11 protein-coding genes are annotated in these 13,287 nt (G+C 39.1%); all 11 read right to left on the bottom strand.

The window, feature by feature from the left end:
- Nucleotides 1-6: 6 nt before the first annotated feature.
- The 11 genes from HCZ11_RS03485 to HCZ11_RS03435 all read right to left on the bottom strand — a co-directional run bounded on the left by HCZ11_RS03485 (nt 7) and on the right by HCZ11_RS03435 (nt 13,287).
- Entirely contained in the window at nt 7-705 is a 699-nt protein-coding gene (locus tag HCZ11_RS03485; RefSeq protein WP_167657658.1) for an AAA family ATPase, read from the bottom strand.
- Entirely contained in the window at nt 702-2,768 is a 2,067-nt protein-coding gene (locus HCZ11_RS03480; protein WP_167657657.1) for an SLBB domain-containing protein, read from the bottom strand. The genes HCZ11_RS03485 and HCZ11_RS03480 overlap by 4 nt, the downstream gene beginning before the upstream one ends.
- A 1-nt stretch (nt 2,769) precedes the next feature.
- On the bottom strand, nt 2,770-3,627 hold the full coding sequence (locus HCZ11_RS03475) for an OmpA family protein (protein ID WP_167657656.1): 858 nt from the start codon (nt 3,625-3,627) through the stop codon (nt 2,770-2,772).
- A gap of 8 nt (nt 3,628-3,635) precedes the next feature.
- Nucleotides 3,636-3,956 (bottom strand): STAS domain-containing protein, encoded by a 321-nt coding sequence (locus HCZ11_RS03470; protein ID WP_167657655.1) that lies wholly within the window; start codon nt 3,954-3,956, stop codon nt 3,636-3,638.
- 186 nt (nt 3,957-4,142) lie between these two features.
- Nucleotides 4,143-5,954 (bottom strand): sugar transferase, encoded by a 1,812-nt coding sequence (locus tag HCZ11_RS03465; RefSeq protein ID WP_167657654.1) that lies wholly within the window; start codon nt 5,952-5,954, stop codon nt 4,143-4,145.
- A 9-nt stretch (nt 5,955-5,963) separates the two neighbouring features.
- Complete coding sequence (locus HCZ11_RS03460) at nt 5,964-7,043, bottom strand: glycosyltransferase (RefSeq protein WP_167657653.1); 1,080 nt, start codon at nt 7,041-7,043, stop codon at nt 5,964-5,966.
- On the bottom strand, nt 7,040-8,515 hold the full coding sequence (locus tag HCZ11_RS03455) for a GNVR domain-containing protein (RefSeq protein ID WP_167657652.1): 1,476 nt from the start codon (nt 8,513-8,515) through the stop codon (nt 7,040-7,042). Before HCZ11_RS03455 ends, HCZ11_RS03460 begins: the two co-directional genes overlap by 4 nt.
- A 169-nt stretch (nt 8,516-8,684) precedes the next feature.
- A complete protein-coding gene (locus HCZ11_RS03450) occupies nt 8,685-9,821 on the bottom strand; it encodes a glycosyltransferase (RefSeq protein ID WP_167657651.1) in 1,137 nt (378 codons plus the stop codon).
- Entirely contained in the window at nt 9,818-10,528 is a 711-nt protein-coding gene (locus tag HCZ11_RS03445) for an acyltransferase (protein ID WP_167657650.1), read from the bottom strand. Before HCZ11_RS03445 ends, HCZ11_RS03450 begins: the two co-directional genes overlap by 4 nt.
- Nucleotides 10,521-11,885, bottom strand: coding sequence for an O-antigen ligase (locus HCZ11_RS03440; RefSeq protein WP_167657649.1), 1,365 nt, complete (start codon nt 11,883-11,885; stop codon nt 10,521-10,523). Before HCZ11_RS03440 ends, HCZ11_RS03445 begins: the two co-directional genes overlap by 8 nt.
- Complete coding sequence (locus HCZ11_RS03435; protein ID WP_167657648.1) at nt 11,869-13,287, bottom strand: lipopolysaccharide biosynthesis protein; 1,419 nt, start codon at nt 13,285-13,287, stop codon at nt 11,869-11,871. Before HCZ11_RS03435 ends, HCZ11_RS03440 begins: the two co-directional genes overlap by 17 nt.

The raw sequence follows: 13,287 nt of genomic DNA, 5'->3' as shown, positions 1-13,287 counted from the left end.
AGGTTCTCAATAAGGTAAAAACAACCAGCGCTGTTTAATAACTTTGTTTAACAAGTACTCTGTGAGTTTAGGCCATTTTGGTTGAAACGCTTTGAGCGTTTTCACGATGCGGCTACCCAATGGAGCAAACTGATGCTGAGCGACAACAACTTTTACGTTATTAACGCCTGCGTGTTCTAGATTTGCCATACCGTGACATAAAGCTTCTTCGTCGTTATAACCAAGAGATACCGTTAAAAATGTGAGATCAGTACACAAACTCAGAGCATGCAGTGGTACATTGCCACGATTGCATTTAAGAGCAGGGCTCATATCTAAAAAAATATAGTCGTACTCTTGTTTTATGCGTTCTATTGCATCATTTAGTACACTTTTATTTTTGACCGATTCGAGCTCTTTAAGGTGCTGCATGGTGAGCAAATCTACTTGCTCAGTATTGATAATATTCAACTGACATGAAATATCACTGAAGCACCAAGACTCCGGTGTTTCTGGCTTTTCGAACTTAAATGGATTTAACGGATTTAAGTCGATAATCAGCACTTTGGCGGCTTGCAAACTTAAGCGTTTTGCGACACTGGCACAAAGTGATGTAGAGCCCTCGTTGCCGGTTAAAGATATAAAGCAAATACAACGCGCTTTGCTGTTATCTATTTCATTACACACGGCTTCAAGTTCTTGATATTGTGCTGGTATTAGTTTCATAAGCCCACCACTAAAGCTACAACAGTAATAAAGTCTAAGAAGTTTGATTTAAACTGGCTCATTAAATCCTGACCTTTGTCTGGTACATACAGGGTATCGCCAGCACGTAACACAGGGATATACGCTGAGTTAGGGTTTTTAACGAACTCTTCTAAATCAAATACACGAGACTGCTCTTTACAGCATGAATGATTTACCACCACGATTTTGTCGATAAGCGCTGAGCTTGATGGGCCGCCCGCTTCTGCAAGTACATCAAGTACGGTCATAGTGTCATCAAAGCTATAACGACCAGGCTTTTCAACTGCGCCCATGATGCGAACTACTTGCTCTTTTGGCGTACGTAACCAGTCTTTATCTTTTTCTGGGATATAGATGGTATCGCCCGGTAAAACGTGTGGAAATAAGGTTTCATCACCGGTTTCAAAATACAATGCAAGGTTTAATTTACTGACTCTTGCAGCATTGCCGTTACGATGAGTAATACGAATATTGCGTAAGTCAGCGTTATCTGTAGGGCCATCAGCAGCGGCTAAAATGTCGATAAAGTGCATATTAGTATTAAATGCATAGCGACCTGGTGAGCCCACCTGCCCCATAATGTAAATAGACTTGCTTGATTCTTGACGGATCCATTGAGACTTATTGTCTGCAGGGTCAACTGGTAACTCTTCAACAATAATGGTATCGCCGGCAATTAAACTTGGTAGTGCATACTTACCCGAATCATTTATGGTGTATTGCTCTAAATCGAAACGTTTAGTCACCTCACCGTTTCTAACAATTTTAATATCATTAATATTGGCACCTTTAGTTGGACCGCCAGCATGGGCAAGTAAATCAGTAAAATCCATTTCAGGGCTCCACTCATAACGACCGGGAGATAAAATTGCACCGATAATTTTGATGGCACGTTTTGGTGGTACTTTTAACCAGCTTTTTTCGTTTTGATCTGTTTTCTCTGGGACAAAAATGACATCCCCTGGGTTTAGGCTTGGCACTTTTACTGTTACTAAACCTTCGCTGTAACCTTGTAGGTCAAATAAAATACTTTCACCCGCAGGGGTTAAGATTTTAATCTGGCGAGTTTCAGCAAAACGGGTCGGGCCACCTGCATTAGCAAGAATATCTAAAAAACTGGTGCTTTCTCCTGCTTCATAAGCGCCCGGCTTTTGTACTTCGCCCATGATATAAACCGTTCTTGAAGTCGTATTTACATCATCAACCATGATTGGCACATAAATGGTTGAGCCCGCCTTTAGCTCAGGCATAGTGTCGTTGTTTGGTTTATCTAGATATGCTTTTAAATCGAACACAACTGGTGTTTTATCAACGATAACGCGGATTTTGGTTACATCGGCATAACGAGTAACACCTTCAGCACGCATTAGCGCATCGAGTACACTCATGTTTTCTTTAAATGAAAAACTACCCGGATTATGTACTTCGCCAAGTAAGGTAATTGCACTGTTATCACTCGCATCACCTGATGCACTTAAGGTTTGTGCATCAAAATCAATTTGTACGTTACCTAGTAGTGGAGACACTGGTACAAATACCGTGTCAGCACTTTGTAATACAGGTAATAAATCAATGTTGCCAGAGTCTAAGTAGGCTTTATAGTTAAACTCAATCACATCGGTGCCACGGCGGATTTGTAAACGGTCTAATTGAGCGCCGGGTTTTAAGCCACCTGCACGGGCTATTACCATTTGAATGTTGCCATCTTTAGGAATACTTACTTGTGATGGGTCGTTCACATAGCCCATAACATTGATAAAAATATCTCGTGAATGAATTTCGACATAAAAGTCATCCATCGCCACATACATTTCACTTAATGCTATGCGTAGTTGGTTTTGCACATCATCTAGCTGTAAGCCTGCTACTTTAAAACGACCTAGCTCTGGTAAGGTAATAGAGCCTTCTTTATCAACTTCAAACGGTTCGCTAAATTCAGCTTCGCCTGGTAGGTATAAGTAAAGTTTATTACCGACTTCAATCTCTTCTGCGAAAGTAGGTAACGCGAATATAAGTAAGCAAAGTAAGATTAACTGTTTCATGTTATTGCTCCTTAGGACCATTTAAGATTTTAGTCCAGCGGGATAATGCATGTTTTTGTTTAGTGGCTTTATCGTCACTCATGTCGATAATAATTGCCTCTACTCGTCTATCTGAATGACGTTTAGAACGTGAGTCAGGTTCGTCGCTGTACGGTGTAAAACTACCTTGCGTTAAGGTTGTTATTGTCGCTGGGTTTACACCATAAATACCTAGCCAGTGTTTTACTGTTTCTGCACGCTTAAGTGCTAACTCATAGTTGTTTTGTTGCTGACCACCAATGTCAGCATGACCAACAAGCAGTAAGTTAACTTCATCAACTTGTTTAATTAAGTCAGCCGCTTGTGCTAAACGTGTGATGTATTTGGGAGTAACCTGAAAATCATTCAGCGAGAACTGATTATCACTATTTAAAAGCTCAGTGATCTGGTCTTTAAGAGATGCTGTCATGTTTTTTTCAGTATCAGTAACGCCTGCACATTGGCTCATCGCATTAACAGTTTCAAAGTGCTTCGCAAGCTGATTTAAACCGTGATAGTGAATAAGTAAATCATGCTCAGCATCAGACCACATTTGCGCTGCTATTAGGCGTCTTATACGGTTTTCGTATATTTGTGCTTTTAGCAGTTGTGCTGGCATACATTGCTGTATCCCTTGTGCTTTTAATAAATCTAACTTTAAAACATGATGTTGAAATTCGCTTAGCACCACGGTTTCTTGTGTGTCATAGATCATCTCGTGTTGTTCATCAGTAAGCGGATAATTTTGATATTTTTCTGCCCAGCCTCCTTGCCCCTCATCAGGCCAAGAAGCACATCCACCAAGCGTTAGCAAAATGATTGTAAATAGTATGTGCTTCATAAATCACCTCACGCGATATCAGCTTGTTCGATAAATGGAATCGTCTTATCAACTCTTAATAGACTCATTAGTTTGTGTGGTTGCCCAGACACATTAAGCAGTGATAATTTTTGCCCTTTTTTCTCAATACGTTTATATAAGAACACCATGGCACCAATGCCAGATGAATCAATAAATGTAGTAGAGCTAAAATCGAGTACCACACTTTGCTGTTTGCCATGTGCAACCTCTTCAAACTGATCTTTAAAGCCATCGACGGCTAGACCAGAAAAGTCTCTAGGTAGTGAAATTAGTTTGGTATCGTTAGAAAATGATGTGTTGTTAGCCATGATCTTCACCTTAGTTAAATTGGTTAGTCATAGTAACTAGTACAACTAAAATGCCAGTTTATAAGGTGTTGAAATTTAAAGGTTAAATGATGGGGTGATGCATAATGCAATTAACTTTTTAGTGTTAATTTGCATTATGCAACGTGATTTGCTTAATTTATTTGATAAAAAAGACGTGGATTGGTATCACTGCCCTTTGCCTGTAAAGACAACTTGTAATGTTTTAACCACAATTGAAAACTCAAGCTTCGCCCAAGCACGCGGTGATGACATACTCAGTGAATAGGCGTAATCCCAGCCAATTTTACTGCGTGCATCGTCTATGGTTTCGTCATAACCGTTCATCACTTGAGCAAGACCAGAAATACCTGGTTTAACCCCGTAAGTACGCTGGCAAAAATAAGGGATGTCTTTTTCTAATTTACCATAAAAAACAGGACGCTCTGGTCTTGGGCCAATTAATGACATCTCGCCTTTGAGCACATTAATTAATTGCGGAAGTTCGTCAATTCGTGTTTTACGCATAAAGCGCCCTACTGCCGTTATTCTTGGATCATCTTTACTGGCCCACACAGCACCAGAACGCGACTCAGCATCAACAACCATAGAGCGAAACTTATAAACATAAAATAACTCAACGAAGTCATCTGAGCTTTCACCCACTCTAAGTTGCTTAAAGATGATAGGACCTTTAGATGTAAGCTTTATAGCCAGCGCTGCAATTAAACAAATAGGCCAAACTAGACTTAACGCAAATAAGGCACCTGCAATATCTAGGCTTCGTTTGATGACTCTAATAACAGACTTGGTTTGTGCTTTACTCGCAGATTTTACACGTTGCCAAGGGGTGTCGAAGTAACCTTGTTCATAACGAATGATCCCCCAAAGTGCTAAAAAGTAGCTATTTAAGATGTAATTAACTTTATCGACGATAGGAATGCGTTTTTTAAAGGCGAATAGTGTTTTAACAGCTTGTACTGCGTGAAGTGACAAAATGCCTGTAGCAATCAATTGTGACCACATAGACTGCGTGACGATAGCCTCTATAAATACACAAGCATAAATACAGGCTAAAATAATTGGCATAACCCCACGCAATACTTTGTGCGAGAAAAAGTTCATACAAGTCCACCCTAAACGCGGGTTAAGTAATAAAAGAAGCGCTTTTATTTGTTGCCAATTACCGGCACCTAATCTTACTCGGCGTTTATAATCCTCACTTTGCTCATCGCATTCTCGCTCGTAAATGATTACGTCTTCATCAACAATGGCTTTACCACCTTTGCTTAAAGCTTTCATTGATAGCACGAAGTCGTCGTTAATGGTGTTTTTCTCTAATTCATTTGCATACTCAGCTCGCATGGCAAACATTGCCCCTGGTACGCCAATCACAGCGCCAAGGTTTGACTCTGATTTTTTCACTTGGTTTTGGTACTGCCAGTAGGCTTTTTGCGCAACAGGGGCATTTTCATCTAAGGTGTAAACACCTGTCGAAATTGCCACTTGCGGATCACTAAATTGCTTAGCTACTTTGTTTAATGCATCAATGCTCAATAAAGCACTAACATCAGTGAACATTAAAATATCATTGTGATATTTCGCCATCCCCATCAAGGTATTTAACCCTTGTACTTTACCTTGGTTTTCATCACGATGGTGAAAATAACACTGCACGCCTTGCTTATGTAATACCTGCTGTGCTTTAAGAGCTTGTTGATAGCTTTTATCGGTGCAACCATCAAAATAAACATGAATAGAATAATGATGAGTGTCATATACTAGTGATGCTAGGTTATAAAGCTTTTCTGCTATATGCGCTTGTTCATTGTAAGCACACATCAAAACAGCAATATTCGGTGTGTAGTTGTCATCAAAAACGGTTTGCTTGCTTGTTTTTTGCTTTTTGCCTGCAACACACTTTAGTAATAATGGGTAGCCAATATGATGATATGCAGCAATACACATCAAAATGATAAATAATGTAGTAAAAATAGTCATGGTTGGCTCCTACACTGCTAATGCAGAATATAAATTGTCGTATTTACTACTCATGGTTCTGGCATCCGCAATAGCAATAGCGTGATGACGAATACATAAACCATGCGGAAGTCTACTTGCTCTTAAAATAGCCGGTGCAAGTTTGTTAAATTCGTGAGGAGACACAAGTTCACCTTCATTCTTAGTAAGAACTTCATGAATGCCTCCAACATCGGAAGCTACAACCGGAATACCACATGCCATGGCTTCAATAATTGATAATGGCAAACCCTCTCGTTGTGAATACAAACACATAACGTCGATACTCGAATAAAAGGCCCGCATGTCCTGTACATTACCTAAAAAGTGCACGCGTTCGTTAAGGCCTAAATTACGTACCAAATTCATTAAAGTGACTTTCTGTTCGCCGTCACCTGCAAACACAATATGGTAATCCTGAGGTAAATAATGCAATGCATGAATAAGATCTTTGTGACCTTTTCCTTCAATTAACCTGGCCGCACAGCCAACCAACTTAGCTGTGTGGGGTAAGTTAAGCTGACTTCTAGCCGTTGTTTTATTTATAGCCACAAAGGTATCGAAATCAATGCCATTTAAAATTGTGCGCTCAGGAATGATTGACGTTTTAGCTCTAAATTCGTCAGCAACAATACGTGCATCAGCAACCCAATAAATATTCGTTAACGAGTTAAGTAACTTAGTGAAAGTGCATTGTTTAACGTTATTTAAATACCAGGCATCATGAATTGTTGATATATGACGAACCGAATCACCGGTCAACGCACAAGCAAGGCCGGCATAAATAACAGGACCAACATGATGACTGTGAATAATATCGATATCATGATCTTTTATTAATGCCTTTATCTTTGCGATAACAGAAATACTCACGCCTGGTTTTTTGTTTAAACAAATCACGCGATGGCTAAATTGTTCAAGCTCTGGCCATTGCTCAAACGCAGATTGTCTATCTCCCTCAAGAGAAACAATAATACTTGAGCTACTAAATTGGCTGTTTTTGAGTAAAGTAATTGCCATTTTTTCTAGGCCACCTACTTGTAGGTGTTGAACTAAGTGCATGACATTCATGATTTATCTCCTTCAATATTACCGAAGTTAGATTCGGCATTGACGATAGGAAGTACTGTTACCACCTCTGAGCTGGTAAGTTTTTCGATGGTTTTAATATCTTTTAAGTGACTGTCACAAAGTGCAGCAACAAATACGCTTGCACTACCTGTGAAAATTCCAAGCACAATGCCAACGATAACGGTCATCAGCATTGATGTATTGATAGGTTGTGTTGGGCTATAAGCTCGCTCAATTGTTTTAACTTTGTCAGGTCCTTCGTATTTAACTAATTTGCCCGTAACTTTGGCCATTTCGTAACGGCTCAGCATGTCTTTATAAAGTGATTGTTTAACATCGTAATCACGCTCTAGTTTACGTAATTGTTTTTCTACATCACTGGTTACTAACAGACGTTCACTGACAAGCTGCACTTGCTCTTCGAGCATTGCAAATTCTTGCTCTTGCTGAAGTAAATTATTACGGGCCTCTTCAAGCGCAAGAAGTTGTGATACTAAAACACTGCTCTCTTTACCATCACCAGACGGAAGCGTATTAACCATTTGCCATAACTGATCAAGATTCGTTGTGTCTAGCTCTTCACTAGATGCTAACAGCGCCTGTTGGCGACTTTTTAAGTTTGCCAGTGTGCGTTTTTTCTCGATAATCTTGCTATGTTTATCGGTATAGCGTGTTCTCAAAAGACTTAATTCAGATTCAGTACGAATTATCTTTTCTTCTAAATTGCCTAAAATTGGATTGGCCTGCCCTACTTTACTCACTAAGGCATTCAGTTTTGCTTTAGACCCAGAAAGAGCAATCAGCTTTTGTTGTTTTTCGCTTAGTAAGCTGTCGAAGGTTTGGCGATTGCTATGTAATACATCGGGTAAGGTATTACTATTTTTGGTTTTAAAATCAGCCAGGGCTTCTTCAGATAACTCAAGTTCTTCGCGTAAACTATCGAGCTGTTTAAAGAAAAACTGCTCAGAAGTATCAAGTGACGCCTTTGTTGGTGCTAATAAACGTTCAATAAATTTTTCTACCACCTTTTCAAGTACTGGCTTCATTTGTGATTGGTCATGCCAAATAAAGTTAATGCGGACCAGCTCATCGCCAATTAACGAAAGAGATAATGCTTTAGATAGTTTTTGATGGATTTCTTCAACTTGTTTGGGTGTTGCATCTTCAGCTATTAATTGGGTTTCTTTTGCTACTGCAATAAGTACCTTACGGCTGATAACTAAGGTACGCAGCGCTGCCATACGATCAGAAAGCTGAAACGAAAAAGACAGATCATCTAAGTAAGGGTTAAGTAGTGCAGACTCTTCAATTAAGATGGTTGCGTGATTGGTATATTGTTTTTGTGCAGATAAACCAAGCGCAATGACGACGATTGGCACAATGCAAAACGGAATAATAAAGAGCTTAATACGCGTGTAAAGCGCATAAAGCCCTAAATAAATTAACCGTTTGATCTGCTCTTTAACTAACATACTTTACCTTTTGCTTTGCATTTTGCGAAATCGCTCGGTTTTAATTTGCAAATTGATAAAAACAACCGAGATTTCTATAGATAGTTAGTTAATTGCAGTTAGTGAGCCAAAATGAAAAAAGCCGCATCTTGTAGCGATACAAGATGCGGCTTTGGGTTGAAAGGTTTATTTAGCAAAACCTAAGTTGTTTACAGACCAACTTGGCTTTTGCTTGCCAGCTATGATCACTTGCCTGCCGAGATTGGTTTGCTCGCCAATTCAAGTTGTTTGATTTACTTAGGCTTACAGCATAGTCGACACGCTCAATAAAGCCCTGGTGGTTGTCTGCTATTAATATGGTCTCTTGGTACGGATTAACCGCAGCAAAGCGTGTCGTGACAATCGGTGTGCCTGTGGCTATGTATTCTTTTAATTTAAGTGGATCACAGGCTCTGATCTGCTCATTATCAACAAATGGCAAGATAGATACCTGCCAATGCTGAGAAAATGAAGCTAAACGATCATGTTCTACAGCCGGTATATGGTTTACATTGTCTAACTTGATTAGATCAGAGAAGTCTTCGACAAGGTGGCCTATCAATACTAATTGATACTCAGGCCTATCTTTAGCTAGCCTTAACAATAAGGCTTTATCAAGCCAAGCATTCAAGGAGCCATAAAAGCCAATAATGGGTCTGCTTATTTGTTCAAGTTCAGAGGCTTTCGGTGTTTGCGTGGTGAATAGTTCTAAATCGACCCCATGAGAAAGCATTTTAACTTTAGATTTCGGCATTTTGTTGGCAAGAAACTCACTCACAACATAGATAGTGTCAGCTTTTTCGATAAGGTCACTTTCAAAAGGCTCGACCATTTTATGATCAACCCCCGCAAGTGCAGAGAAGTCATCACCACAATAATAAATGACCTTATCTTGCTCTCGCGGTGAAATTAAACTAATTGCAGTAGGCACACTAAGCCAATAAACAATTGGCTCATCATCTATGAAACCTTTTCGATTAAAAATCCATTGATTAAATAGCCTTACTATAACGCTATCGTGCCAAGGTAAAACCGCTAATGTGTGTGCTGTTAAATTAATGTTCTGGCTAGTATTCGTTGTTTTAGCATTTGACCCTGTGCGCTTTGATAAAAAAAGGCTTTTTAATTTATTAAAAACTCGTTTCACATCAATCAAGCGAAATGTTGGTTTTCGCATACCAATCGAGTTAATCCAAATAACCTGATGTTGTTTTGCTAGTTGTTTAAATAGGTGCTGTGTACTACTTGGGTGACTTTGCCAGTCTTCACCGAATGTAATAAATTTCATAGCGTCCCCTCCAGCTGTTTAACAATTTTTGCTGGATTGCCAGCAACAATAGTATTTGCTGGCACATCTTTAGTAACTACAGCGCTTGCAGCAACTATAGCACCCTCGCCTATTGTTACACCTGCAAGCACAGTTGCGCCGGTGCCTATCCAAGCGCCTTGTTTGATAATGATATCGCCAACTTGGCATTCATCATCAGGGTCACCTAGAGCACGTCGTGCAGAGTTTAGAGGGTGACCAGGAAAACCAGCTAAAAATACCCGACCTGCAAGGCGAACATCATCTTCTAAAACGATTTTTCGGCCAACAGAAAACGCATTTTGCCAACCAATATCAACATTACTGCCAATTATAAGTTTGGGTGTGTAACTACCATGACTACGCCCACAAAAAGTACTGATGCCACTAATTCGTGTGTTGTCATTACAGCTAATTTCAAGTTTTCCTAAAATTTGCGGCATACCAGAATACAGGTATAAATTTGCTTTTGAGCCCTTAATTTGGCTTTTAAATAGTGGTGTGTAATAAAAAATGCGCCCAAGCTCACTCACTACAGTTTTAACCAATAAATGCAGTTTATATATAAATGAATGAATACCTGGGATAACCCACATTTGCGGATTGCGAATCGATTTCGCAAATTGAAAAAGTGATTTTGCAAATGGGCTGTCACTTGATTTAAGCCATTGTTTAATATTTTCACTCATGTGAGCTCTCCCTTTGTCTATCAATTACAAGCTTTTCTAATGCAATAGTTAAAGCAAGAATGATATAAATAGGCCATGTAAATGCCTGAGTTAAAAAGGTGCCTGACACCATAAAGCCAATTAGGCCGCCCTTTAGCGCTTTCGCATTTACATCTATTTGTTTGTCATTAATCTGTTTATTCATTAAGAACACACGGTTCAAGGTGCGATAAATACAGGCAATCACTAATACAAAAATGCATATTCCGACGATGCCTGTTTCACCTAATACCTGAAACCACGTACTGTGTACTGCATGATTCTTGCCATCCCAATGTGGGCTGTAGAAATAGTAATTAACGACAAAGTTATTAACCCCAACCCCAGTTAATGGATTATGTATTGCCATATTGATTGCAGCTTGCCATGCGTAAATACGGCCCATAGCTGATTCATCAACACCACCTTCATGGGAGCCGCCACTTTGTCTATCTGCAATACCTGCAAAGGCAACCATGGCTAACATGCCCACAGCACCAATGCAGCCGACCACTACAGGATTTTTAACTTTCTGGTAAATAAAGAAACTAAGTACAGCAGCAATGCCAAGTAAGCCTCCTCGGCTTTGCGTGGCAATAACACCGCTGATTGCGATAACTAAGCAAATAAATGCAATGATGCGTCTAAATTTATGGGCATTAGAATCAAACACTTCAGCTGCTAAAAAAGACACAGGAAACATCATTACAAGTGATAAATCGTTAGGGTCACCAAGCTGCGAGCGAAGTTCTCGCGAAATAGTGACGCGGGTACCTTCTACTAGGCCAATACCGTTCATTTTATTACTCAGGGCAACTGAGGCAATGGCGGCACCTGAGATCATGATGCCAATTCTAACCACATTAAAATGCTTTAATGTGCTCATCCACCACGAGATTGCAAATACCATAATGAGTACTTTTGTTAGTACACCTGACCAGTACTCCATCGCTAAACCGCGATTTGAGGCACTAAAAACGCAAACAGTAAGCCAAATAAACCAAACAAAAAATATCAGATGATTGGTATGCCAATGTGGCTTTAATTTTTGTGAGATAAACAGGTGCCAAGCTATTCCCAATAGTGACGCAAGCGCGAGTAACTTAGGAATTTTAAAAGGCATTAAAAAAGGAAAAGCTTCGTGTAATCTAAAGTAGCTAAATAAAATAAACAAAATTATAAAAGCCACACTTACCTTTACTGCAGTGAAAGCGGCAAAAGGTAATAGCAGCAATGCAAATACTGCTATTGGGCCCAAAATGGCATAGGTAACAACTACAAGTAAGGTTACTAAAATGCCATTAATGAATAACTGATTTTGTTTATAGTAATTGAGCATGGTGATGCTCCTTCATTAAGCTTGTAATTACATGCTTAATCAAAGATTTATATTGGAATACTAGGCCAACTAAATAAATTAAACACACCACCCATTTAGCATAACTAAGCTCGTTAAACTGTAATGTGATAAACGTTATAGAGGCCAATGCTAACCAGCTTGGAATTAATGCAGCAAAATTTAGATTTAGAGGTTCGAAATATTGACTAACTGAGTAAAGGCAAACTAATTTAAAACTTTGCATAATGATTAGCGCCAAAATAGCGCCTTCAACACCAAGTTTTGGCACTAAAAAGTACAACAGGCTAAGACCTAAAAGTGCCGTAAAGAAATTTATAATTGATACAAACACACCATTCTTATGCATGTAGCAACCAATATTGAAAATATCGCTGTGATGGCGTATGGCAACAACAATAATTAATAAAATCAGCCAACTATCTTTGCCATGGTATTCAGCAGGAAGTACTGAGTTTAATGCGATTGGTGCCAGTAAACTCATCAAAACACACATAGCTAAGCCTGCATTTAATGAGGTTATTGCATAATTTTGATATTGCGTTTTATCTTGCTTAATTAAGCTGAAGCGCTTAGCAAACCACCAAAGTCGGATTGGCTCAAATGTAAATGAAGTTATAATGGCGAATTGTGCTGCGACGTAATAACTTGCTAAAACACTCTCGTTGAACTGTGCAACAATGAACCAGTTCTCGGCACCATTACCGGCATAAACAAACAAACCTGATGCGATAATTGAAGTTAAGAATACAGTCTGTGATTTTTTTATTCTCCAGCTAAAGCGAGAATAGCTCACTTTAAGTGCACTTCGCATATCACTTAAGGTTAAACACATAATAATGAACGTGCAGACAACACCTGAAACCATTACACCGGTTACATTAAAACCAAGAACTAACAAAGTGATTGTTAAACAAGTTTGTATGATCGTATGCGCAATACTAAAAAAGCAATATTTTTGCGCGTAGCCAAATAAACGGTAGTAGGTGTACGGGATAGCAAGTACCGAGGCAAAAGTTAAATTTAAAATAAGTAACCTAAAATCAATCACCTTTATTTGCGCAGGTAAGGTTGCAATAATTTGCTCGCTAAATATAAAGCTACAGCCTAAAAAAAGCGCACTAAAACAGGTTGTTAATACCAGAGAGTCTCTAAATAACGCCATTTTTTCACGAAAAGATGGATACTGTTGTTTTAGCAGTAGCTCAGGTAAACCAAGCGAAACCACTAAAGAGCATAGCGCCGACATGGTCACTAAAAAGTTCAGCTCACCAAACTCGCTCTTTTCTAAAAAGCGAGTTGTAATTGGTAAAAGCAAAAAGCCAAACCCTTTTACTGCAAAAATAGCTAAAGCAAAGTAACCGATTTGTTTTAAGTTACTCAT

It is taken from the genome of Pseudoalteromonas sp. HF66 (assembly GCF_011806445.1).
Lineage (GTDB): Bacteria > Pseudomonadota > Gammaproteobacteria > Enterobacterales > Alteromonadaceae > Pseudoalteromonas > Pseudoalteromonas apostichopi.
The sequence above is the reverse complement of the archived record's forward strand: the minus strand, read 5'-3'. Positions and strand labels throughout refer to the sequence as shown.

What these genes read in the sequence shown, in the direction of transcription:
- HCZ11_RS03460 (WP_167657653.1), bottom strand. Translation starts at nt 7,043, where the DNA reads ATGAATGTCATGCACTTAGTTCAACACCTACAAGTAGGTGGCCTAGAA.
- HCZ11_RS03440 (WP_167657649.1), bottom strand. Translation starts at nt 11,885, where the DNA reads ATGCTCAATTACTATAAACAAAATCAGTTATTCATTAATGGCATTTTA.
- HCZ11_RS03485 (WP_167657658.1), bottom strand. Translation starts at nt 705, where the DNA reads ATGAAACTAATACCAGCACAATATCAAGAACTTGAAGCCGTGTGTAAT.
- HCZ11_RS03470 (WP_167657655.1), bottom strand. Translation starts at nt 3,956, where the DNA reads ATGGCTAACAACACATCATTTTCTAACGATACCAAACTAATTTCACTA.
- HCZ11_RS03465 (WP_167657654.1), bottom strand. Translation starts at nt 5,954, where the DNA reads ATGACTATTTTTACTACATTATTTATCATTTTGATGTGTATTGCTGCA.
- HCZ11_RS03445 (WP_167657650.1), bottom strand. Translation starts at nt 10,528, where the DNA reads ATGAGTGAAAATATTAAACAATGGCTTAAATCAAGTGACAGCCCATTT.
- HCZ11_RS03475 (WP_167657656.1), bottom strand. Translation starts at nt 3,627, where the DNA reads ATGAAGCACATACTATTTACAATCATTTTGCTAACGCTTGGTGGATGT.
- HCZ11_RS03435 (WP_167657648.1), bottom strand. Translation starts at nt 13,287, where the DNA reads ATGAGTAACTTAAAACAAATCGGTTACTTTGCTTTAGCTATTTTTGCA.
- HCZ11_RS03480 (WP_167657657.1), bottom strand. Translation starts at nt 2,768, where the DNA reads ATGAAACAGTTAATCTTACTTTGCTTACTTATATTCGCGTTACCTACT.
- HCZ11_RS03455 (WP_167657652.1), bottom strand. Translation starts at nt 8,515, where the DNA reads ATGTTAGTTAAAGAGCAGATCAAACGGTTAATTTATTTAGGGCTTTAT.
- HCZ11_RS03450 (WP_167657651.1), bottom strand. Translation starts at nt 9,821, where the DNA reads ATGAAATTTATTACATTCGGTGAAGACTGGCAAAGTCACCCAAGTAGT.